General features: G+C 63.2%; 14 protein-coding genes and 1 pseudogene. 6 read left to right on the top strand and 9 right to left on the bottom strand.

Annotation, left to right across the window (positions count from 1 at the left end; all coding sequences use genetic code 11):
- The first annotated feature begins 35 nt into the window (after positions 1–35).
- The gene (locus tag LOY22_RS03550) at positions 36–1889 is read left to right on the top strand and encodes a DUF4105 domain-containing protein (protein WP_093387887.1); all 1854 of its coding nucleotides are present in this window, start codon (positions 36–38) and stop codon (positions 1887–1889) included.
- Positions 1890–1977: 88 nt separating this feature from the next.
- Positions 1978–2334: a lipoprotein gene (locus LOY22_RS03545; RefSeq protein ID WP_045195929.1), complete on the top strand. Its 357-nt coding sequence runs from the start codon at positions 1978–1980 to the stop codon at positions 2332–2334.
- Between the two features lie 39 nt (positions 2335–2373).
- Here the strand turns inward: LOY22_RS03545 and gdhA are convergent, their stop codons facing one another.
- Together gdhA and ettA are read right to left on the bottom strand one after the other, a co-directional pair.
- Positions 2374–3711 (bottom strand): NADP-specific glutamate dehydrogenase, encoded by a 1338-nt coding sequence (gene gdhA / locus LOY22_RS03540; protein WP_045196574.1) that lies wholly within the window; start codon positions 3709–3711, stop codon positions 2374–2376.
- A 232-nt stretch (positions 3712–3943) separates the two neighbouring features.
- Positions 3944–5608, bottom strand: coding sequence for an energy-dependent translational throttle protein EttA (gene ettA / locus LOY22_RS03535; RefSeq protein ID WP_045195926.1), 1665 nt, complete (start codon positions 5606–5608; stop codon positions 3944–3946).
- Between the two features lie 267 nt (positions 5609–5875).
- On the opposite strand from ettA, the gene LOY22_RS03530 reads away from it, so the two are divergent.
- Together LOY22_RS03530 and glyA are read left to right on the top strand one after the other, a co-directional pair.
- A complete protein-coding gene (locus LOY22_RS03530) occupies positions 5876–9706 on the top strand; it encodes an EAL domain-containing protein (protein WP_195885654.1) in 3831 nt (1276 codons plus the stop codon).
- A gap of 351 nt (positions 9707–10057) precedes the next feature.
- Positions 10058–11310, top strand: a pseudogene (gene glyA / locus LOY22_RS03525) (serine hydroxymethyltransferase).
- A gap of 119 nt (positions 11311–11429) precedes the next feature.
- Here glyA and yjiA read toward each other — a convergent pair.
- From yjiA to LOY22_RS03510, 3 genes are all read right to left on the bottom strand, one after another.
- Positions 11430–12386, bottom strand: a complete 957-nt coding sequence (gene yjiA, locus LOY22_RS03520) for a GTPase (RefSeq protein WP_093387875.1) — start codon at positions 12384–12386, stop codon at positions 11430–11432.
- A gap of 90 nt (positions 12387–12476) precedes the next feature.
- Positions 12477–12674, bottom strand: a complete 198-nt coding sequence (locus LOY22_RS03515; protein WP_010226397.1) for a YbdD/YjiX family protein — start codon at positions 12672–12674, stop codon at positions 12477–12479.
- An 18-nt stretch (positions 12675–12692) separates the two neighbouring features.
- Positions 12693–14759 (bottom strand): carbon starvation CstA family protein, encoded by a 2067-nt coding sequence (locus tag LOY22_RS03510; protein WP_045195915.1) that lies wholly within the window; start codon positions 14757–14759, stop codon positions 12693–12695.
- A 182-nt stretch (positions 14760–14941) separates the two neighbouring features.
- On the opposite strand from LOY22_RS03510, the gene LOY22_RS03505 reads away from it, so the two are divergent.
- Positions 14942–15307, top strand: a complete 366-nt coding sequence (locus tag LOY22_RS03505; RefSeq protein WP_093387872.1) for a PilZ domain-containing protein — start codon at positions 14942–14944, stop codon at positions 15305–15307.
- A 263-nt stretch (positions 15308–15570) separates the two neighbouring features.
- The gene (locus tag LOY22_RS03500) at positions 15571–17091 is read left to right on the top strand and encodes a nucleobase:cation symporter-2 family protein (RefSeq protein WP_045195912.1); all 1521 of its coding nucleotides are present in this window, start codon (positions 15571–15573) and stop codon (positions 17089–17091) included.
- Between the two features lie 283 nt (positions 17092–17374).
- Here LOY22_RS03500 and LOY22_RS03495 read toward each other — a convergent pair whose 3' ends face one another.
- The 4 genes from LOY22_RS03495 to LOY22_RS03480 all read right to left on the bottom strand — a co-directional run bounded on the left by LOY22_RS03495 (position 17375) and on the right by LOY22_RS03480 (position 22617).
- Complete coding sequence (locus LOY22_RS03495) at positions 17375–18721, bottom strand: TolC family outer membrane protein (RefSeq protein ID WP_195885651.1); 1347 nt, start codon at positions 18719–18721, stop codon at positions 17375–17377.
- 5 nt (positions 18722–18726) lie between these two features.
- Positions 18727–20061 (bottom strand): HlyD family type I secretion periplasmic adaptor subunit, encoded by a 1335-nt coding sequence (locus tag LOY22_RS03490; protein WP_258596365.1) that lies wholly within the window; start codon positions 20059–20061, stop codon positions 18727–18729.
- 2 nt (positions 20062–20063) lie between these two features.
- The gene (locus tag LOY22_RS03485; RefSeq protein WP_258596363.1) at positions 20064–21839 is read right to left on the bottom strand and encodes a type I secretion system permease/ATPase; all 1776 of its coding nucleotides are present in this window, start codon (positions 21837–21839) and stop codon (positions 20064–20066) included.
- A gap of 160 nt (positions 21840–21999) precedes the next feature.
- Entirely contained in the window at positions 22000–22617 is a 618-nt protein-coding gene (locus LOY22_RS03480) for a heme acquisition protein HasA (protein ID WP_093387863.1), read from the bottom strand.
- Between the last annotated feature and the right edge of the window lie 75 nt (positions 22618–22692).

Genomic DNA, 22692 nt, shown 5'->3' with positions numbered 1-22692 from the left:
CCTCTATCGGCATCATTCAGACTTAGTTGCCCGACATGCTCAAACGCCTTGCCTACCTGGCGCTCTGTGCCTGCGCCCCGCTGCATGCTGCCCCTTCATTCGATGAAGCACGCCTTAAACAACTGGCGGCCGACCGCTACTGGATCGCCCTCGGCCATTACGAGACGGCCAAGCTGGGCGGCTGGCGCAGTTACGTCGATGACCAACGCTTCTTTCTTGCCCAGGACGGTGCCCATCACCCCGACCAGGAGCTGCGCGCCACCGTCAAGGCGCTGTACGCACCGGCGAGCCTGGGCGACAAACATGCCCAGTGCGTGTTCCCGGCACGTACCCGCTGGCTGCGCGAGCAGTTGCAACTGGACGACCTGCCGAGCCCGGACTGCAAGGACTACACCCAGTGGTTCAAGGACGTCTCGCCGCACAGTGCGGTGATGATCTTCCCGGCCGCCTACCTCAACAGCCCCTCGTCGATGTTCGGCCATACCCTGCTACGCATCGACCAGGCCGACGTGCAGAGCAACGAAACCGCCCTGCTCAGCTACGCGATCAACTTCGGCGCCTATATCGAAGGCAGCGACAACAGCATCCTCTATGCCTGGAAGGGCCTGATGGGCGGCTACCCGGGCCTGTTCGCCCTGGTGCCCTACCAAGAGAAACTCTCCGAGTACCGTAGCCTGGAAAACCGCGACCTGTGGGAATACCGGCTGAACCTGACCCCGGAAGAAACCGGGCGAATGGTCGAGCACGTCTGGGAACTCAAGCAGATCCAGTTCGACTACTTCTTCTTCGACGAAAACTGCTCCTACCGTCTGCTCGAACTGCTGCAGGTGGCGCGCCCGAGCCTGGACCTGACTTCGCAGTTCCCGCTGACCGCGATCCCCACCGACACGGTCAAGGCGGTCAAGCAGGCCGGCCTGGTCGAGCGTATCGACTACCGGCCGTCGCGCGAGCGCGAACTGCTGGAGCGCGCCAAGCCGCTGGAGGCCGAGGAACAGCAACAGGTGCTGGCCGTCAGTGCCGACACCGCGCAGCTACAGAGCCCCGCGTTCACCGCCCTGCCCCGCGAGCGCCAGGCCCTGGTGCAGGACGCCGCCTACCGCCTGGAGCGTTACCGCGCCAACGGTCAGGAGCGCGACCCGGCGCGGACCAAGCGCAGCTTCGAGCTGCTACGGGCAATCAACCGCAACCCGCCGCCGGAGCTTGAGATCGAGCGCCCCGGCTTGCCTGAGGACGGCCACCAGTCACGTACCTGGCAATTGGGCCTGGGCAGCCGCGATGATCGCGCCTACGCCGAATATGGCCTGCGCATGGCCTATCACGACCTCAACGACAACGCCTACGGCTTCCCCCTTGGCGCACAGATCGAGATCCTCCAGCTCAAGCTGCGCCAGTACGAAGGCAACGACTGGCAGGTGCAGCGCCTGGACCTGGCGACCATCCGCTCGCTGACCCCGCGCAACGCCCTGCTGCAACCCTGGTCCTGGCAGGTCGCCGGGGGGCTTGAGCGAGTGCTGGGCAAGCACGGCGACGAGGTGCTGGTCAGCCACGTCAACGGCGGCGCCGGCGCTACCTGGCAGTTGGCCGATGACGTACTGGGCTTTGCCCTGGGCACGGTGCGCGTCGAGCACAACAATGACTTCGCCGGCTTCATTGCGCCGGCTGCAGGCTTCAATACCGGGATGCTGTGGCGCAACCCGCTGGGCAACCTGAGCGTCGAGGCCAAGGCCGACTACTTCACCAATGGCGAGGTGCGCCGTAGCCTGAGTCTGAATCAGCAGTGGGAGCTGTCCCGCGATCTGGGTGTACGTTTGAGTGCCAGCCGCGACTTCAGCAAGCTTGCGTCAGCGCAGAACGAGGTGATGCTGGAGCTCAAGTGGTATCACTATTAGCAAGGCCCCAATACCTTGATCACATCCTTTTGACGCGCCGCCGACAATTGCCCGCCTAGACTTTCCCTGGCAAGCGGAGAGTCTGAACATGCGGCGGTACTGGCTGGTAATGGTGGTAATGGGTGTGCTCACAGGTTGCCAGACAACCCATGAGCAATTGATCAATCAAGGTTACCCACCGGCCTATGCCGATGGCTTCCAGGACGGTTGCAGCAGCGGTCGCCAGGCCGCCGGGGTGATGGCCGGGGACTTTCGCAAAGACGTGCCGCGCTACCTGCACAACCGCCAGTACGAGTCCGGCTGGGACGACGGCTTTCGCCAGTGCCACGCCATGCAGGAGAACCAGGACCTGCAGGAGTATCGCGCCCGTCACTGGGATGAGCGCGATGAGCAGTGGCAGGAAGAAAAGGATCGCGACGCCGCGCGCGCCTATCGACACAAATAGGCCGCAAGCACCCGAAGTCGTCGCCGTCGAGCCCGAGACTTAAACCACGCCCTGGGCCAGCATGGCATCGGCAACCTTGACGAAGCCGGCGATGTTGGCGCCTTTGACGTAGTTGATGCGGCCGTTCTCTTCGCCGTAGTGCACGCAGGCATGGTGGATCGACTGCATGATGTTGTGCAGCTTGCTGTCCACTTCACCGGCGGTCCACAGCAGGCGCATGGCGTTCTGCGACATCTCCAGGCCACTGACGGCCACGCCGCCGGCGTTGGAGGCCTTGCCCGGGGCGAAGAGAATGCCGGCCTCGATGAAGATATCCACAGCCTCGAGGGTGGTCGGCATGTTGGCGCCTTCGGCCACGCAGAGGCAGCCGTTGCGCAGCAGGGTGCGGGCGTCTTCGGCGTCCAGTTCGTTCTGCGTCGCGCATGGCAGGGCAATGTCGCAGGCCAGGTTCCAGGGGCGCTGGCCCTTGCGGAACTCCAGGCCGAAACGCTCGGCCAGCTCGCTGATACGGCCGCGCTTGACGTTTTTCAGCTCCATCAGCGCATCCCACTGCTCGTCGCTCATGCCGGCTTCGCAGTACAGGGTGCCTTCGGAGTCGGACAGCGAGATCACCTTGCCGCCCAGGTCCATGACCTTGCGCGCCGCATACTGGGCAACGTTGCCGGAGCCGGAGATGGCCACCCGGCGACCGTCGATGCGCAGGTCCTGGCGCTTGAGCATTTCTTCGGCGAAGTACACGCAGCCGTAGCCGGTGGCTTCCGGGCGGATCAGGCTGCCGCCGTAAGTCATGCCTTTGCCGGTCAGCACCGAGGTGAACTGGTTGGCCAGGCGCTTGTACTGGCCGAACAGGAAGCCGATCTCGCGGGCGCCAACGCCGATATCGCCGGCCGGCACATCGAGGTCGGCACCGATGTGGCGGTAAAGCTCGCTCATGAATGCCTGGCAGAAGCGCATGACTTCAGCATCGCTCTTGCCCTTCGGATCGAAGTCCGAGCCGCCCTTGCCGCCGCCCATGGGCAGCGAGGTCAGGGAGTTCTTGAATACCTGTTCGAAGGCCAGGAATTTGAGCACGCCAAGGTTCACCGAGCGGTGGAAGCGCAGGCCGCCCTTGTACGGGCCGATGGCACTGCTCATCTGGATGCGGTAGCCGCGGTTGACCTGGACCTTGCCCTGGTCATCGACCCACGACACACGAAACAGGATCGCCCGCTCAGGCTCGACCATACGCTCGAGGATACCGGCCTGCAGGTAGTGTGGATTAGCTTCGAGGAACGGCCAGAGGCTGCGCAGCACCTCTTCGACCGCCTGATGGAATTCAGGCTGGGCCGGGTCGCGTTGCTTGAGGCGCGCGAGGAAATCTTCGACAGATTCGATCATGTAGACATTCACCAGATGGAGTTGGACTTATGTTTTTTCCTCGACTTTACCAAGAAGCCACGGCACCGCAACAGGGCGCAATGTCGTTTTTATGAAATTAAATGGTGCATTTGTATAAGTGTATACATGTTAAGCCGTATCGCGAGGCAAGCCCGCTCCTACAGGGCCGGGGTAAATTTCGGGCAAAAAAAACGGGACCCGAAGGCCCCGTTTCAGTGCAAACCCCTGAGGGTCATGCCAGTTTTTTGTGCCGTACGCGGTGCGGCTGGGCAGCCGCTTCGCCCAGGCGTTTCTTGCGATCGGCTTCGTACTCGGTGTAGTTGCCTTCGAAGAACACCGCCTGCGAATCGTCTTCGTAGGCCAGGATGTGGGTCGCCACGCGGTCCAGGAACCAGCGATCGTGAGAAATCACGATAGCGGCGCCCGGGAAGTCCAGCAGGGCTTCCTCCAGCGAACGCAGGGTTTCGACGTCGAGGTCGTTGGACGGTTCGTCGAGCAGCAGGACGTTGGCGCCCTCTTTCAGGGTCAGGGCCAGGTGCAGACGGCCGCGCTCACCACCGGAGAGGTCCTTGACGAACTTCTGCTGGTCGCCGCCCTTGAAGTTGAAACGGCCAACGTAGGTGCGCGACGGAATCTCGTAGGTGCCGATGCGCAGCTGGTCGGAGCCGTCGGAGATCTGCTGGAACACGGTCTTGTTGCCGTCGAGGTCTTCGCGGCTCTGGTCGACGCAGGCCAGTTGCACGGTTTCACCGATCTCGATGCTGCCCGAGTCCGGTTGTTCCTTGCCCATCAGCATGCGGAACAGAGTCGATTTACCGGCACCGTTACCGCCGATCACGCCGACGATCGCACCTTTTGGCATGGAGAACGACAGGTTGTCGATCAGCACGCGATCGCCATAGCCCTTGCTGACGTTCTTGAACTCGATGACCTTGTCACCCAGGCGCGGACCGGCCGGGATGTAGATCTCGTTGGTCTCGCTGCGCTTCTGGAATTCCTGCGACTGCATTTCTTCGAAGCGTTGCAGTCGGGCCTTGGACTTGGACTGACGTGCCTTGGCGCCTTTGCGCACCCACTCCAGTTCTTCCTTCATGGCCTTTTCATGGGCCGACTGCTGCTTGGATTCCTGGGCCAGACGATCAGACTTGGCTTCCAGCCAACCCGAATAGTTGCCTTCATACGGAATACCGGCGCCGCGGTCGAGCTCGAGGATCCAGCCGGCAACGTTGTCGAGGAAGTACCGGTCGTGGGTAATCGCGACCACGGTGCCCGGGAAGTCGTGAAGGAAGTGTTCCAGCCAGGCGACGGAATCGGCGTCCAGGTGGTTGGTCGGTTCGTCGAGCAGGAGCATGTCGGGGGCCGACAGCAGCAGGCGGCACAGGGCCACACGGCGCTTCTCACCACCGGACAGGTGCTCGACCTTGGCTTCCCACGCTGGCAGGCGCAGGGCGTCGGCGGCCACTTCCAGCTGGCGCTCGAGGTTGTGACCGTCGCTGGCCTGGAGGATGGCTTCGAGTTTGGCCTGTTCGGCGGCCAGCTTGTCGAAGTCGGCATCCGGCTCGGCGTAGGCGGCGTAGACCTCGTCCAGGCGGGCCTGGGCGTCCTTGATCACGCTGACCGCTTCCTCGACCACTTCACGCACGGTCTTGGACGGGTCCAGCTGTGGCTCCTGTGGCAGGTAGCCGATGTTCAGGTCCGGCATCGGACGGGCTTCGCCGTCGAACTCGGTATCGACACCCGCCATGATTTTCAGCAGGGTGGATTTACCCGAGCCGTTGAGGCCGAGCACGCCGATCTTGGCGCCGGGGAAGAAGGACAGCGAAATGTTCTTGAGGATTTCCCGCTTCGGCGGGACAACCTTGCCCAGCCGATGCATGGTATAGACGTATTGAGCCATGGAAAAACCTAGCGTCAGAGACGAAAAAATAGAAACGAAACAGATGAAGGGCGCCGTGGCGCCCAGGAAAGGGCCAAAGCTACCGTAATGCGCCGGGTTGGGCAAACCGCCGACGAACAGGGCTGGCACTTTGCCACGTTTGCGGGCATGCTAGCCGCCCTTCGGGCGTCCGGCTTATAGTGCGCAACCGGAGCCGTCGCCAGGAACGCGGCACTTGCCAACCAGCAGCTCTAAACCTGCCATCCAGCCATACCGCAGGATCAACGTTTGACCAATCTCACTCAGCCGTCATCCCTGCGCAAGCCGGCCACTGCGTCAGGCTCGCCGCTGCGCGGCTCATTGAAAGGCGCGCTGGCCCTGTTGGTGCTGTTGCTGCTAGGCCTGCTGCTGTGGCAGTTGATCGCCCAGTTCCGTCATACCCAGGCTGACCAGTACCAGCACAGCCTGAACGCCAGCGCCGAGCTCGCCGACCACATGAGCCTGAACATGGCGCTCAAGGCCCAGGTGGCGCTCAACCAGATCCAGCCCTACCGCTCATCGCCTGCCCCTGAGCAACTGGCGCAGGTCATCGCGCAACTGCGCCAGCAGCAGCCCAAGCTGCTCAGCGTCGCCTGGATTGGTGCCGATGGCAGCCTGCAGGCCGACAGCCTGAAGGATACACCCGATTACCAGGCACTGGACGAACTGCTGCGGCTCAACCAGGGCCGCGACTTCTATTACAGCAACAGTGCCGACAACCAGCAGGTCTACCTGTTGCTACGCCAGCCGGGCGAGGCGCCCAGCGGCTACTGGTTCCTGCGCCTGGCCCCGGGTTACTACAGCGACCTGACCAACCACCTGGACCGCCCCAATCACCCGTTGTGGCTGCTGGAAAACAGCCGCACCGGCGAGATCATCAACCGCCACCAGCCGACCCCCGGCAGCGACGAGCCGCTGCAAAGCGTGATGCTGGCGTTCCTCGACAACAGTACCTGGCAACTGCGCGGCCTGTTCGATGCCGGCCTTGCCCGCCAGCAACTGCTGCCGGCGCTGATCGGCAAATGCATGCTCGGGCTGTTCTGCGCGCTGATCCCGCTGCTGGCGCTGATCAACATGCGCCGCCGCCATCGCCTGCTGCAGGAAAGCCGCCGACGCTATCACGATATCTTCGAAGGCACCGGGGTCGCCCTGTGCGTGCTAGATCTCTCGGGCCTGCCCGGCCAGCTCGAGCGCTATCGCCTGCGCAGCCGCCCGGCGCTGGAACAGCGCCTGGCTTTCGACCAGCCATTGCGGCGGATTTTGCTCCAGGAGCTGAAAGTCACCGAGGTCAACCAGGTGGCCTTGCAACTGCTGGGCGTCAACTGTTGCGACAGTGCCTGGCAACGCCTGGTCGAAGGCTCGCAGACCGGCAACGAAGGCATCGGCATCCAGCTCCTCGGGGCGATCCTCGACAACCAGCAGCAGCTGGAGCTGGAAATGCGCCTGCCGGTGCCCGGTGGCGACGACCTGCACCTGTGGCTGATGGTGCGTTTCCCGCAGCAGCGCCGCGATTACCAGGCAGTGATCCTCAGCATCAGCGACATCACCAGCCGCAAGCAGGTCGAGCTGTCGTTGCTCGAGCGCGAAAGCTTCTGGTCGGATGTGGTGCGCACCGTGCCCGACCAGTTGTACGTCCAGGACGTGCATAGCCAGCTGATGATCTTCAGCAACCGCAACCTCGGCCAGACCCTGGGTTACAGCCGCACCGAGCTTGCGCAGATGGGCGACCATTTCTGGGAGGTGCTGCTGCACCCGGACGACGCCCAGCTCTATCACCAGTTGCGCCAGCAGCAACGCGATTCGGGCTACGTCGAGCAACTGCATTGCCAGCTGCGCTTCCGTCACCACGACCAGCGCTGGCTGCGTTTCGACATCCGCGAGCAGGCCCTGACCCGCGACAGCGCAGGTTGCGTGACGCGGATCATCGGCGTCGGCAAGGACGTTACCGAGCAGATCGAGGCCAGCGAGTCTCTGCGCGACAGCGAACAGCGCTACCGCATGCTCGCCGAAAGTATCAGCGACGTGATCTTCTCCACCGACAGCCAGTTGCAACTGAACTACGTCAGCCCGTCGATCCAGGCGGTGCTGGGCTTTGAAGTGGAGTGGATTTTCGAGAACGGCTGGCACTCGACCATCGCCAACCCGGCCCAGCTCACCGGTATCTACAGCCTGGTCGAGCGGGTCAACAAGGCCCTGGGCGACCCCGAACAGATGGAACTGCTGCGCACCCAGTTGCCGACTCAGCTGTTCCTGTTCGATTGCCTGCGCGCCGACGGCCGCAAGATCCCGATCGAGCTGCGCCTGGTGCTGGTCTGGGATGACCAGGAGCGCTTCGAGGGCATCCTTGGCGTGGGCCGCGACATCAGCCAGCAGCGCCGCGCCGAGAAAGACCTGCGCATGGCCGCCACGGTGTTCGAGCACTCGACCTCGGCGATCCTCATTACCGACCCGGCCGGCTACATCGTCCAGGCCAACGAAGCCTTCAGCCGCGTCAGCGGCTATGCCGTGGCCGACGTGCTGGACCAGTTGCCGAGCCTGCTGACCGTCGATGAGCACCAGGATGCACACCTGCGCTACGTGCTCAAACAGCTGCACCAGCGCGGCACCTGGGAAGGTGAAGTGTGGCTCAAGCGCCGCAGCGGCGAACATTACCCGGCCTGGGTCGGCATTACCGCGGTGCTCGACGATGAAGGCGACCTGGCCAGCTACGTGTGCTTCTTTACCGACATCAGCGAGCGCAAGGCCAGCGAACAGCGCATCCATCGCCTGGCCTACTACGACGCCCTGACCCACTTGCCCAACCGCACCCTGTTCCAGGACCGCCTGCACACTGCCCTGCAGCAAGCCGAGCGACAAAAGGCCTGGGTGGTGCTGATGTTCCTCGACCTCGACCGCTTCAAGCCGATCAACGACTCCCTCGGCCATGCCGCGGGCGACCGCATGCTCAAGGACATGGCCGAGCGCCTGCTCGACTGCGTCGATGACGACGACACCGTGGCGCGCATGGGCGGCGACGAGTTCACCTTGCTGCTGCAACCGCGCGCCACCCGCGAAATGGCCCTGAACCGGGCCATTCACGTGGCCGAGCAGATCCTTGGCAGCCTGGTGCGGCCATTCGTGCTGGAGAACCGCGAGTTCTTCGTCACCGCCAGTATCGGCATCGCCCTGAGCCCGCAGGACGGCAGCGAACTCAGCCAGTTGATGAAGAACGCCGACACCGCCATGTACCACGCCAAGGAGCGCGGCAAGAACAACTTCCAGTTCTACCAGGCCGACATGAACGCCAGTGCCCTGGAGCGCCTGGAGCTGGAAAGCGACCTGCGCCATGCCCTGGAGCAGAACGAATTCATCCTCTATTACCAGCCGCAGTTCAGCGGCGACGGCAAGCGCCTGACCGGTGCCGAGGCGTTGCTGCGCTGGCGTCATCCACGGCGCGGGCTGGTACCGCCGGGGGATTTCATCCCGGTGATCGAGGAGTTGGGCCTGGTGGTCGATGTCGGCGACTGGGTACTCAAGGAAGCCAGCCGCCAGCTCAAGGCCTGGCACCAGGCCAAGGTGCGGGTGCCGAAGGTGTCGGTGAACATTTCGGCGCGGCAATTCTCCGACGGTCAACTGGGCGAACGCATCGCCACCATCCTCAAGGAAACCGGCCTGCCGCCGGCATGCCTGGAACTGGAGCTGACCGAAAGTATCCTGATGCGCGAGGTCAACGAGGCCATGGTGATCCTCGACAGCCTGAAGAACCTCGGCCTGAGCATCGCCGTTGACGACTTCGGCACCGGCTATTCGTCGCTCAACTACCTCAAGCAGTTCCCCATCGACGTGCTGAAGATCGACCGCACCTTCGTCGACGGTCTGCCTGAGGGCGAGCAGGATGCACAGATCGCCCGGGCGATCATCGCCATGGCCCACAGCCTGAACCTGGCGGTGATCGCCGAGGGCGTCGAGACCCACGAACAGTTGGAGTTCCTCCGTGAACACGGCTGTGACGAAGTGCAGGGCTACCTGTTCGGGCGACCGATGCCGGCGCATCAGTTCGAGGCGCAGTTCAGCAACGAAACCCTGTTCATGTTCGAATAGGCAGGAAGCTGCAAGCCTTAAGCTACAAGCGGCAAGTTAGAAGCGTTACGCGTCCGGCCTTTGACTTGCCGCTTGAAGCTTGAAGCTTGCAGCTTGTCGCTCATGAGCCCCATTTGTCTGCGACATGATGCCCTTTCATATGCCAGACAAATTAGGCAGGAAGCTGCAAGCCTTAAGCTACAAGCGGCAAGTTAGAAGCGTTACGCGATCGGCCTTTGACTTGCCGCTTGAAGCTTGCAGCTTGTCGCTCATGAGCCCCATTTGTCTGCGACATGATGCCCTTTCATATGCCAGACAAAAGCTGATGAGGTAGAATGCCCGCCTATTTCAGCACGATCCTTGAGGACCGCCATGTTCAGCCGTGATTTGACCATTGCCAAGTACGACGCCGATCTCTTTGCCGCCATGGAGCAAGAAGCTCAGCGCCAGGAAGAACATATCGAGCTGATCGCCTCGGAAAACTACACAAGCCCGCTGTCATGGAAGCCCAGGGCTCGGTGCTGACCAACAAGTACGCCGAAGGCTACCCGGGCAAGCGCTACTACGGCGGTTGCGAATACGTCGACGTGGTCGAGCAACTGGCCATCGACCGTGCCAAGGAGCTGTTCGGCGCCGATTACGCCAACGTCCAGCCGCACGCTGGCTCGCAAGCCAACAGCGCCGTCTACCTGGCCCTGCTGTCGGCCGGCGACACCATCCTGGGCATGAGCCTGGCCCACGGCGGTCACCTGACCCACGGCGCCAACGTCAGCTCCTCGGGCAAGCTGTACAACGCCATCCAGTACGGCATCGACGCCAACGGCCTGATCGACTACGACGAAGTCGAGCGCCTGGCGGTCGAGCACAAGCCGAAAATGATCGTTGCCGGTTTCTCGGCCTACTCGCAGATCCTCGACTTCCCACGCTTCCGTGAAATCGCCGACAAGGTCGGTGCCTACCTGTTCGTCGACATGGCCCACGTTGCCGGCCTGGTCGCTGCAGGCGTGTACCCGAACCCGGTGCCATTCGCCGACGTGGTCACCACCACTACCCACAAGACCCTGCGCGGTCCACGTGGCGGCCTGATCCTCGCGCGTGCCAACGCCGAGATCGAGAAGAAGCTCAACTCCGCAGTATTCCCGGGCGCCCAGGGCGGCCCGCTGGAGCACGTGATCGCCGCCAAGGCCATCTGCTTCAAAGAAGCGCTGCAGCCTGAGTTCAAGACCTACCAGCAACAAGTGGTGAAGAACGCCCAGGCCATGGCCGGTGTGTTCATCGAGCGCGGTTTTGACGTGGTCTCCGGCGGTACCCAGAACCACCTGTTCCTGCTGTCGCTGATCAAGCAGGAAATCTCCGGTAAAGACGCCGACGCCGCCCTGGGTCGCGCCTTCATCACCGTCAACAAGAACTCGGTACCGAACGACCCACGTTCGCCGTTCGTCACCTCCGGCCTGCGCTTCGGCACCCCGGCTGTGACCACTCGTGGCTTCAAAGAGGCCGAGTGTAAAGAACTGGCAGGCTGGATCTGCGACATCCTCGCCGACCTGAACAACGAAGCGGTGATCGACGCCGTTCGCGAGAAGGTCAAGGCCATCTGCGCCAAGCTGCCGGTATACGGCAACTAAGCTCAGTTGTGATGTGAAAAAGCCCGGCTCTAGAGCCGGGCTTTTTTGTACCTGTAGGAGCGGGCTTGCCCCGCGATGCAATAGTGATCGCACCATCGCATCGCGGGGCAAGCCCGCTCCTACAGAGTCAAAGCCTCAAACCCTTCGCGAATCTTCGCCTCCGGCAAATCGTCGGCAATGAACACCATCACACTCTCGCGCACTTCCCCCTCTGCCCACTCGGTATCCCAATCAAAGCCATAAAGCTTGAGCACCCCCTGGAACACCAGGCGCCGATCCTCGCCGGCAATGTTCAGCACGCCTTTGTAGCGAAGCAGTTGCTTGCCGTGCTCTTCAAGCAACTGGTTCATGAACTCGCTGAGGCGGTCGATATCCAGCGGCAGGTCGGTGCGCAGGACCATGCTGGAGATCCGGTCGACACTCGGCGCCGCTACTACCGGGCGCACGTTCAGACTGGCATTGAGGTTGAAACCCCGCACATCGAGCAACTCGGCCAGATCGATCTTGCCGTGTTCCACCACCCGGATCGGCGCACGGCGGTTGATCCGCCCCAGGCGCTCGCTCAGGGCCTGGAAGCTGGCGGCGTCGACCAGATCGGTCTTGCTCACCAGCAGGCGGTCGGCAAAACCGACCTGGGCCTGGGCAATGGCCTGGGTCAGGTGCTGATCGGCGTGCGCGGCATCCACCAGGGTGATGATGCCGTCGAGGATGTAGCGCTCGCGCAGCTCTTCATCGATGAAGAAGGTTTGCGCCACCGGCGCCGGGTCGGCCAGGCCCGTGCATTCGATCACCAGCCGGTCGAAGGCGATCTCGCCGCTGTCCAGGCGCTCGAGCAGCAGGAACAGCGCCTTGGTCAGGTCGGTGTGGATACTGCAGCACACGCAGCCGTTGGCCAGGGTCATGACCTGCACCGGCTCGTCGCCGAGCAGTTGGGTATCGATGCCGGCATCGCTGAATTCGTTTTCGATCACGGCAATCTTCAGGCCGTGCTCGGCCTTGAGCAGGTGGCGCAGCAAGGTGGTCTTGCCGGCGCCGAGAAAGCCGCTGAGCACGGTAACGGGAATTGGAGGTAACAAACCGAATACTCCTGAACGCTGAAAATGACTGTGGGAGCCCGGCGCGAACCGGGCTCCCACAGCTTTGTCACTGGCCTTGCATGCCGCTTTTCAACAGCACTTTGGCCCACCCTTGCCGCCGTAACGTGCCTCCTGGCGTTCGCGGAAGAACTCCTCGTAGGTCATTACCGGCTTGTCCGGGTGCTTGGTCTGCATATGCTCGACGTAGTTGTCGTAGTCGGGCATGCCGACCATCAGGCGGGCTGCCTGCCCCAGGTACTTACCCAGTCGACCGAGATCGTTGAACATCACTGCATTCCTCTTGGGTTACGCATCCGGCAGGGCCTGGAACGGGGACTCTTTGTCAGTCCGCTCTTTTTTGCCCAGGGCAGCGATGCCGACCTTGAGGGCGAAGAACAGAATGCTGAAGACCACGAACAGGAACAGGCCGGTCAGGGCCGCGTTGGTGTAGGCGTTGAAAATCACGTGCTGCATCTGCCCGATGTCCTTGGCCGGGGCCAGCACCTGGCCGGCGTCGAGCGCGGCGCTGTACTTGTTGGCCAGGGCCAGGAAGCCAACCGCCGGGTTCGGGTCGAACAGCTTGATGAAACCGGCGGTGGTGGTGCAGATCAGCAGCCATACCGCAGGCAGCAAGGTGACCCAGATGTAGCGCTGGCGCTTCATTTTGATCAGCACCACCGTGCCGAGCATCAGGGCGATACCGGCGAGCATCTGGTTGGAGATGCCGAACAGCGGCCACAAGGTGTTGATACCACCTAGCGGATCGATCACGCCCTGGTACAGCAGGTAACCCCAGAGCGCCACGCAACCGGCGGTGGCGAGCAGGTTGGCGCCCCACGATTCGGTGCGTTTGAGCGCAGGCACGAAGCTGCCCAGCAGGTCCTGGAGCATGAAGCGCCCGGCACGGGTACCGGCGTCCACCGCTGTGAGGATGAACAGCGCCTCGAACAGGATCGCGAAGTGGTACCAGAAGGCCATGGTGTTTTCACCCGGCAGCACCTGGTGAAGGATCTGCGCGATACCCACTGCCAGGGTCGGCGCACCGCCGGCACGGGCCAGGATGGTGTGCTCGCCGATGTCCTTGGCGACCGCTTCGAGGGCATCAGGGGTGATGGCAAAGCCCCAGCTGCTGACGGTTTGCGCTACCGAGACGACATCAGAGCCGACCACCGCGGCCGGGCTGTTCATGGCGAAGTACACGCCAGGCTCGATCACCGAAGCGGCAACCATGGCCATGATCGCCACGAACGACTCCATGAGCATGCCGCCGTAGCCGATGTAGCGGGCGTTGACTTCGTTATCCAGCAGCTTGGGCGTGGTCCCTGAGGAAATCAGCGCATGGAAGCCCGATACCGCGCCGCAGGCAATGGTGATGAACAGGAACGGGAACAGGGTGCCCTTCCACACCGGGCCGGTACCGTCGGTGAACTGGGTCAGCGCCGGCATTTTAAGCTCCGGGGCGATGATCAGGATGCCGATGGCCAGGCCAACGATGGTGCCGATCTTGAGGAAGGTCGACAGGTAGTCACGCGGCGCCAGCACCAGCCAGACCGGCAGCACGGCGGCGACGAAACCGTAGCCCACCAGCATCCAGGTGATCTGCACGCCGGTAAAGGTGAACGCCGGGCCCCAGACCGGGTCGGCGGCAACCTGGCCCCCCAGCCAGATCGACAGCAACAGCAGCACCACGCCGATCAGCGAGATCTCGCCGATATGGCCCGGGCGGATGTAGCGCATGTAGATGCCCATGAACATCGCGATCGGGATGGTCGCCATCACCGTGAACATGCCCCACGGGCTCTCGGCCAGGGCCTTGACCACGATCAGCGCCAGCACCGCGAGGATGATGATCATGATCAGGAAGCAGCCGAACAGGGCGATGGTGCCCGGGATCCGGCCCATTTCTTCACGGACCATGTCACCCAGCGAGCGGCCGTTGCGGCGGGTGGAGAGGAACAGGATCATGAAGTCCTGTACCGCACCGGCCAGCACCACCCCGGCAATCAGCCAGAGCGTACCGGGCAGGTAGCCCATCTGCGCCGCCAGCACAGGACCGACCAACGGGCCGGCGCCGGCAATCGCGGCGAAGTGGTGGCCGAAAAGAATGTGTTTGTTGGTCGGCACGTAGTCCAGACCGTCGTTGTTGACCACTGCCGGGGTGGCCCGACGCGGGTCCAGCTGCATCACCTTGGTGGCGATGAACAGGCTGTAGTAGCGGTAGGCGACCAGGTAGATGGCCACCGAGGCGACGACGATCCACAAGGCGTTGATGGCCTCGCCACGACGCAGGGCAACCACACCCAGCGCACAGGCTCCTATGACTGCCAGCGCCAGCCACGGAATGTGGCGTAGCAGGCTATTATTGTTGTTCATGGTTTGCTTCCAGCTAGTGGATAAAAGACAGCCTTTCGAGTCTAGCGATACTGGCAGGAAAGGCCAGCCCCCACGTTGGTCTAGAGCCTTCCAGCGTGGTTGAACAAATCTCGTTATGCGCCCTTGCGCGGGCCTTGGCAAGTGCTGAGCTATAGTCAGGAAGAACCCCGGAGTGCCTGAACATGAGCGACCACCTAGAACGTCGACGTTTCAAACGCATTGCCTTCGACGCCCCCACCGAACTGGTGCAAGGCGAACACCGTTGGCAGGTCAGCCTGCTGGACATCTCCCTCAAGGGCATATTGATCGAATACCCCGAACCCTGGGACGCCGACCTCGAAGAGCTGTTCGATGCGGTGATTCACCTGGGTGAAGGCGCGCAGGTCGAGATGCAGGTGCAACTGCGCCATATCGATGAACAGCAGCTCGGCTTTATCTGCCTGCACATCGACCTGCCTTCGCTGGAGCATCTGTGCCGCCTGATCGAGCTTAATCTGGCCGATCGCACCGAACTGGAGCGCGAGTTCCACCAACTGATCGAAGTTTAGAAACTCTTAGCTTCCTACCTACCTTCCCCCAAATACCTTTCTTGTCCGTTTGGACAGCTTTATAGCCAGCCCCACGGTGCCCGCACGAGGCCCTGTGGCGCTGGCCTGTGGCTCTTGGAACAGAATCTGCATCCAGCCCTGAAGCCAAACCATGGGTAGGACTGTTCCTACGCAAATCTAAAAATTGTATACAATTGTTCTGGCATTCACGTGTAGGACTTGTCTACAGTAGCGCCACAACAATAAAACTGAGAACTTGCCCCATGAATACGTCCTCCCCTAGCACGTCTTCAGCCCAGCGTCCCGAAGACGAGAACCTGGGCCTTGGCGCCAACCTGGCTTATGGCCTGCAGCATGTTCTGACCATGTACGGCGGTATCGTCGCCGTGCCGTTGATCCTCGGCCAGGCGGCCGGCCTGGGCCCTGCCGACATCGGCCTGCTGATCGCCGCCTCGCTGTTTGCCGGTGGCCTCGCCACCCTGCTGCAAACCCTCGGCCTGCCGTGGTTCGGTTGCCAGCTGCCGCTGGTGCAGGGCGTGTCGTTCGCCGGTGTAGCAACCATGGGCGCAATTCTCAGCAGTGAAGGTGGCGGTGGCTTGCCCGGGGTACTGGGCGCGGTCATGGCGGCGTCGCTGATCGGCTTTCTGATTACCCCGGTGTTCTCGCGGATCACCAAGTTCTTCCCGCCGCTGGTGACCGGCATCGTCATCACCACCATCGGCCTGACCCTGATGCCAGTGGCCGCGCGCTGGGTCATGGGCGGCAACAGCAAGGCCCCGGATTTCGGCAGCATGGCCAACATCGGCCTGGCCGGGCTGACCTTCGTCATCGTCCTGGTGCTGAGCAAGCTGGGCAGCGCGACCATCTCGCGGCTGTCGATCCTCCTGGCCATGGTCATCGGTACCCTGATTGCCTGGTCGCTGGGCATGGCTGACTTCAGCAAGGTCCTCGACGGCCCGCTGGTGGCGATGCCGACGCCGTTCCACTTCGGCATGCCGACCTTCCACATCGCCGCCATCCTGTCGATGTGCATCGTGATCATGGTGACCCTGGTGGAAACCTCGGCGGACATCCTCGCAGTCGGTGAAATCATCGACACCAAGGTCGACTCCAAACGCCTGGGCAACGGCCTGCGCGCCGACATGGCCTCGAGCATCCTGGCGCCGATCTTCGGCTCCTTCACCCAGAGCGCCTTCGCCCAGAACGTCGGCCTGGTGGCCGTGACCGGGGTCAAGAGCCGCTACGTGGTGGCCACCGGCGGGGTGATCCTGGTAGTGCTCGGCCTGCTGCCGATCATGGGCCGGGTGATTGCCGCAGTGCCGACCTCGGTACTCGGTGGCGCTGGCATCGTGCTGTTCGGCACCGTTGCCGCCAGCGGTATCCGCACCCTGTCCAAGGTCAGCTACAAGAACAACGTCAACCTGATCATCGTCGCCGCCTCCCTGGGCTTTGGCATGATCCCGATCGCTGCGCCGAACTTCTACGCGCAGTTCCCCAACTGGTTCGAGACCATCTTCCACTCCGGCATCAGCTCGGCAGCGATCATGGCTATCGTCCTCAACCTGGTGTTCAACCACTTCACCACCGGCAACTCCGACCAGCAGTCGGTGTTCGCTGCCGCTTACGAACGCACCATCCACTACTCGGACATCTCCGCCCTGCGCGATGGTGACTACTTCGAAGATGGCAAGCTGTTCAACGCCGAGGGCATAGAAGTGCCGGTGATGAGCGAGGGCGAGCATGGAGAACCGCCGGCGCGACGAGAGACGGTTTCGGAACACTGAATGAGTTAGCGGTTGAATCTTCGGGGCCGGTGCACATGCACCGGCCTTTTCTATCGAGTCGCTAGTGTTGCACCGATGACAGCTGCTGGGTGTTCCAGTTCGCGGTGTTTGAAAGTCGGCATGTCAAATTATCTCTAGAGCGCTTCCACAGCAAGTCAAAACATAGCACATGAAAGCCCCGTTTTTATTGGACATACCAACAAAGCAGCTAAGCAATTATGTCAAAACCTGGCGAACGACAAGTCAAACGCCTGATTGCTGCAAGTCAAACGGCAAGCTGATCTCAGCGTCCCGCCAGGCCCTGCGAGCGACTCTTAAAATAGCCATTCAATTGCTGCAAATCCTGCGGCTCCAGCACCCCGGCCAGATAACGTAACTGCAGCCAGGCGCGCAGGTAGTCGTAGCGCGCCTGGGCCAGGTCGCGGCGGGCGCTGTAGAGCTGCTGCTCGGCATCGAGCACGTCGAGGTTGACCCGCTCACCGCCGGCCACGCTTCTGCGCGTAGCGCTAATCAAGCCGCGGGCGGATTTGACTGCCAGTTCATAGGCACGGATCTTCGCCGTGCTGCTGGCGCAGAGATTGAATTGCTTGCGCAGCTGGTTGACGGTATCGGCGATCTGCCCGTCGAGGCTGAAACGCGCACTGTCACGCTCGGCAGCTGCCTGGCGGGTCGCGGCCGACACCCCGCCGCCGGCGAACAGCGGCAGGCTGATCTGGATGCCGATGCTGTCGGTGTCATAGCGCTGGTCGTAGCTGCTTTCCGAGCTTGAGCTGGATTTGCCGCTGCTGGCGTAGGCGCTCAACGTTGGCAGGTGACCGGCGCGCTGGCGCTCGACGGCGTAGTCGGCGGCAACCAGGGCGTGTCGTTGGGAGGCCAGCTCGGCGTTGTGGGCAACCGCCAGGTCGCGCCAGCTTTCAAAACCCAGGGGCTGCAAAGGTTGAACGCGAAATTCGCCACTCAAGGGCGCCAGGTCGGCGACTTCCAGCGGTTCGCCGATGATCGCCTGCAGGCTCCGCAAGGCCGCATCGAGATTGTCGCTGGCTTCGATTTCCTGGGCCTGGGCCAGCTCGTAACGGGCCTGGGTTTCCAGCAGGTCGGTGCGGGTGCCCTCGCCGCCCTTGAGCAGGCGCCGGTTCAATTGCAGTTGCTCGGCATAAGCGCGCCGCTGGGCCTGGGCCAGGGCGATCTGTTCGTTGGCGAACAAGGCTTCACTGTAGGCGGCGAACACCCGCACCGCCAGTTCCTGGCTGCGGCTGCGAAAGCGCTCGTCGGCCAACAGCGCCTTGGCCACGCCCTGGCGGTACTCGGCCCAGGCGCCATAGTCGAACAGCGGCTGTTGCAAGGTCAGGGTCGAGGAATAGCTGCGGTAGTCACGCTGGCTGGTGACGTTGCCGCGGGCGTTGGTCTGGGTCACTTCGGAGTCGTTGCGGGCGTTGTTGTAGCGGTAGGACAGGTTCGGCAGCAGCGCCGCACGGCCAATGGCGCGGCTCTCAAGGCCGGCATCGCGTTCGGCGATGGCGGCATGGAAGACCGGATCGTTACGCACCGCCAGGGCATAGGCATCGCCCAGGTCGACGGCGGCGGCCGAAAGGCTGGCACCCAGCAACAGCAGGCAGCACATCGCACGCATCGACATCATTCCTCCGCCAGGGCGACATGCACCCGGTCGGTCAACGGCTTGAACAGATAATTGAGCATCGAGCGCTCGCCGGTACGCACGAAGGCTTGCACCGGCATGCCGGGGCGAATGTCCTGGCCGGCCAGTTGCTGCAAGCCGGCATCGCTGACCTTAGCGCGCACCTGGTAGTAAGGTTGCTGGGTTTGCTCATCGACCAGGCGATCGGCCGAGACCAGGGTCAGTTCGCCATCGACCCGCGGAGTTTTGCTCTGGTTGAAGGCGACGAACATGATCTCTACCGGCAGGCCCGGATGCAGGCGATCGACCAGCTCCACCGGGGCGCGCGCATCGATCAGCAAGGGCGCGTCCATCGGGACGATCTCCATCAGTTGCTGACCACGGGCAATCACCCCGCCATTGGTGAACACGCTCAGGCCCACCACCGTGCCGCTGGCCGGGGCGCGCAGCTGGGTGTTGGCCAGTTCGAAGGCGGCGCTGCGCAGGCGGTTGCCGAGGTCTTCAGCACTGGACTGCATGTCGCTCAGCTGCTGGCCGACTTCGCGCTGGTATTCCTGCTGACGTTGGGCCATGCGCAGTTTCAGCTCCAGGACCTGGCGGCGGCTGCGGCCGATATTGCCCAGGTCTTCGGAAATCGCGCCGTTGATCTGCGCGTACAGGCGTTCGCTGTCGAGCAGGCGGTTGCGCGGGATATAGCCGTCACGGGCCAGTTCGCGCAGGCCCTGCAATTGCTCGGCAAGCGCGGCGCGCTGTTCCTGCTTGTGGCTCATCGAGCCCTGCACGCCAGCCAGCATGGCCTCGGCGCCGGCGATGTTTTCGCGCAGGCCGGCCAGTTCCATGTCCAGCGACTGGCGTCGGCTGCTGCGCAACTGGCGTTGCAGTTCCAGGGCGGTGGCGACCCATGGCTCGCTGACCAGTGCCTGCAACTCGGCCGGGAAAGTGATGCTTTCCAAGCCGTCACGCTCAGCTTGCAGGCGCGCCTCGCTGGCCCGGGCGTTGACGTATTGCACCCGCAACGAATCATGCTGGGCCTGGGCCTGGGTGGCGTCCATCTGCACCAGCACCTGGCCGGCGCTGACGCTGTCGCCATCGTGCACCAGCAGGCGTTCGATAGTGCCGCCGGTGGGATGCTGCACGGCCTGGCGGCTGCCGGCGACCACCACGTTGCCCGCCACCGGCACGCCTTTGTCCAGCGGCGCCAGGGCTGCCCAGAGGATGAAACCGCCAAAGCCGCCGATCACCAGCCAGCGGCCGAGGCGGCTGTGACGGCGGGCATCGAGGCTCAGCAGGTTGTCGGGAATGGCTTGAGCGTGAAGCGACTGAGGGGCGGTCATGATCAGGATCTCGGGGTGCCATAGCTCATGCTGACGCTGGCCGCGCTGCGCAGCGCCGGAGTCGGAGCAGGCGTGGGAATGCCGGCTGGTTTGTGGCTGCGCTGCAAATCCTGCAGCACCCGCGCGGTCGGGCCGAAGGCCTGCATCTGGCCGTTCTGCAGCACCAGCAGCTTGTCTACTGCGGCCAGCAGGCTGGATTTGTGGGTAATCAGGATCAGCGTGCGCTGTTGCGCCTTGACCTGGCGGATCGCCTCGAGCAAGGCGCGTTCGCCGAAGTCATCGAGGTTGGAGTTGGGTTCATCGAGCACGATCAGTGCGGGTAGGCCGTATAGCGCCCGGGCCAGGCCGATGCGCTGGCGCTGGCCACCGGAGAGCCCCGCCCCGCCTTCACCAAGCTGGGTGTCATAGCCATTGGGCAGTTTCAGGATCAGCTCGTGGACACCGGCCAGTTGCGCAGCAGCCACCACCTGGTGCGAATCGACTTCACCCAAGCGGGCGATGTTCTCGGCAATGCTGCCGGCGAACAACTGCACGTCCTGGGGCAGGTAACCGATGTGCGCGCCGAGCAGGCCCTTGTCCCATTGCTGTAGCTCGGCGCCATCCAGACGCACCTTGCCGGCAGCCGGAGTCGCCGCGCCAACCAGCAAGCGCGCCAGGGTCGACTTGCCCGAGCCCGACGCACCAATGATGCCCAGGCTGTCGCCGGCCGCCAGTTCGAAGCCGAGGTTGGCCAGGCACGGCTTGCGCGTGCCCGGCTGCAGGGCGCTGAGTTGCTCCACCAGCAAGCGCCCGCTGGGTGCCGGCAACGGCATGCCGAGTGCACGCGGCGGTTGCTCGCTGAGCAAGCTGTGCAAGCGCTCATAGGCCTGGCGGGCCGAACCCCACTGGCGCCACACGGCAATCAATTGGTCGATTGGCGCCAGCACCCGGGCCATAAGGATGGAGCCTGCGATCATCATCCCCGGGGTAATCAGTTGCTCGATCGCCAGCCACGCGCCCAGGCCCAGCACCAGCGATTGCAGGGTCAGGCGCAGGCTCTTGGACACCGCAGTCACTGCCGCCGTGCGCTCGCTGCCCAGGTTCTGGCGCAGGAGAAAACCATGGTGCAAGCTGGCCCAGCGCTGGCGCACCGCCGCCAGCATGCCCATGGCTTCCATCACTTCGGCATTGCGCAGGTTGGCGCCAGCCTGTTGCCCGGCCTGCTGCGCCAACTGCCCGGCTTCGGCGAACGGCGCCTGGGTCAGGCGCTCGTTGACCCAGGCGAGAATCGTCAACAGCACCGCGCCCACCAGCGCCATCAAGCCCAGCCATGGGCTGAACAGAAACATCACCAACAGGTACACCGGGAACCACGGCGCATCGAAAAAGGCGAACAGCGCCTGGCCGGTGGCGAACTGGCGCAAGGTGGTCAAGTCGCTCAGCACCTGGTTCGCTGCACCCTTGTGGCCGGCCAGACTGGCTTGGTAAGCGGCCTCGAACACCCGCGGGTTCAAGCGCATGTCCATTTGCGTGCCAAGGCGGATCACCACCAGGCTGCGTACCCATTCCAGCAGGCCCATGAAGGCGAACAAGCCCAGCACCATCAGGCTGAGCATCAGCAGGGTCATCTCGTTGCCCGAGGACAGCACCCGGTCGTAGACCTGCAGCATGTACAGCGCCGGCGCCAGCATCAGCAAGTTGATCACCGCAGTGAACAGGCCGATGTTGGCAAAGCCGGCGCGGCAGGCCTTGAGCGCCTGCAACACTTCGTTGGCAGGGCGGGAGCGGGTGGCTTTCATGAACGTCCTCGACAGGGCAAGCCTGCGGGCGATTGACCTCGCCGGCGCAGGCTCGCAGAATTCGCACCACCGCCACCTGGGCCCGGCAAAGACGCAGGCGGCGGGGTAAGCAAGCAGCGAATGGAGGAGTGATCTTCCATTCGCTTTTTTTTACCTGGGGTCAGGCGGCCAGGGCGAAGTCGTCAGCCAGGGCCTGGACACCCACGACATCGGCCGAGGCCACGCTCAGCGGGCCGGCAGCCAACGCAGCACTGACCACGTCGAAGCTGTCGTCGGTAGACACGCCGTAGCCGGCCAGCAGGTTGTCCAGCACGCCTTCCAGGGCCGAGGTGTTGCCCTGCATCAGGCCGTAGATCACGCTCTGTACTTCGTTGCCGGCACGACCGGCGCCCAGCGCGGCGTCCAGGTCCAGGCCGTTGAAGCTGACCACGTAGTTGCTCAGGGTGAAGTCGCTACCGCTACCGCCGCCCAGCACCTGGCCCAGGGAAACGTTGTCCAGTTCGCCCCACAGGTAGTGGTTGAGGTTGTCACCGGCTGGCAGGCCGCGGTCGAACACATAGTGCAGACCATTGGCAGTGTTGCTGTCGGCGATGAATGCGTAGTCGGAGCCCTGGCTACCATGGGTAGCGTACTGGTCGCCGCTCAGGCTGCCGTTGCTGAAGCCGCCGGTATTGCTTTGTCCATGACCTGCAGTGACGAAGCCCGAAGTCCAGAACGCCAGGTAGTCATCGATCGACGAGCTGGAGAAGGCGGCATCGTAAGTAACGGAAAGAGTCATAACGGTTCCTCGTTGCATTGCATGATTGCGAAGGCGTATTCCCTGCCTTCGTGTCGCCCGACATGGGCAAACCCG

Origin of the sequence: Pseudomonas sp. B21-035, assembly GCF_024748945.1 — a bacterium.
In the GTDB taxonomy this organism is placed as follows: Bacteria; Pseudomonadota; Gammaproteobacteria; order Pseudomonadales; family Pseudomonadaceae; genus Aquipseudomonas.
This window is presented reverse-complemented; position numbering and strand designations above follow the sequence as displayed.

What these genes read in the sequence shown, in the direction of transcription:
- LOY22_RS03550 (WP_093387887.1), top strand. Translation starts at nt 36, where the DNA reads ATGCTCAAACGCCTTGCCTACCTGGCGCTCTGTGCCTGCGCCCCGCTG.
- LOY22_RS03545 (WP_045195929.1), top strand. Translation starts at nt 1,978, where the DNA reads ATGCGGCGGTACTGGCTGGTAATGGTGGTAATGGGTGTGCTCACAGGT.
- gdhA (WP_045196574.1), bottom strand. Translation starts at nt 3,711, where the DNA reads ATGATCGAATCTGTCGAAGATTTCCTCGCGCGCCTCAAGCAACGCGAC.
- ettA (WP_045195926.1), bottom strand. Translation starts at nt 5,608, where the DNA reads ATGGCTCAATACGTCTATACCATGCATCGGCTGGGCAAGGTTGTCCCG.
- LOY22_RS03515 (WP_010226397.1), bottom strand. Translation starts at nt 12,674, where the DNA reads ATGTTCAACGATCTCGGTCGACTGGGTAAGTACCTGGGGCAGGCAGCC.
- LOY22_RS03510 (WP_045195915.1), bottom strand. Translation starts at nt 14,759, where the DNA reads ATGAACAACAATAATAGCCTGCTACGCCACATTCCGTGGCTGGCGCTG.
- LOY22_RS03505 (WP_093387872.1), top strand. Translation starts at nt 14,942, where the DNA reads ATGAGCGACCACCTAGAACGTCGACGTTTCAAACGCATTGCCTTCGAC.
- LOY22_RS03500 (WP_045195912.1), top strand. Translation starts at nt 15,571, where the DNA reads ATGAATACGTCCTCCCCTAGCACGTCTTCAGCCCAGCGTCCCGAAGAC.
- LOY22_RS03495 (WP_195885651.1), bottom strand. Translation starts at nt 18,721, where the DNA reads ATGCGTGCGATGTGCTGCCTGCTGTTGCTGGGTGCCAGCCTTTCGGCC.
- LOY22_RS03490 (WP_258596365.1), bottom strand. Translation starts at nt 20,061, where the DNA reads ATGACCGCCCCTCAGTCGCTTCACGCTCAAGCCATTCCCGACAACCTG.
- LOY22_RS03485 (WP_258596363.1), bottom strand. Translation starts at nt 21,839, where the DNA reads ATGAAAGCCACCCGCTCCCGCCCTGCCAACGAAGTGTTGCAGGCGCTC.
- LOY22_RS03480 (WP_093387863.1), bottom strand. Translation starts at nt 22,617, where the DNA reads ATGACTCTTTCCGTTACTTACGATGCCGCCTTCTCCAGCTCGTCGATC.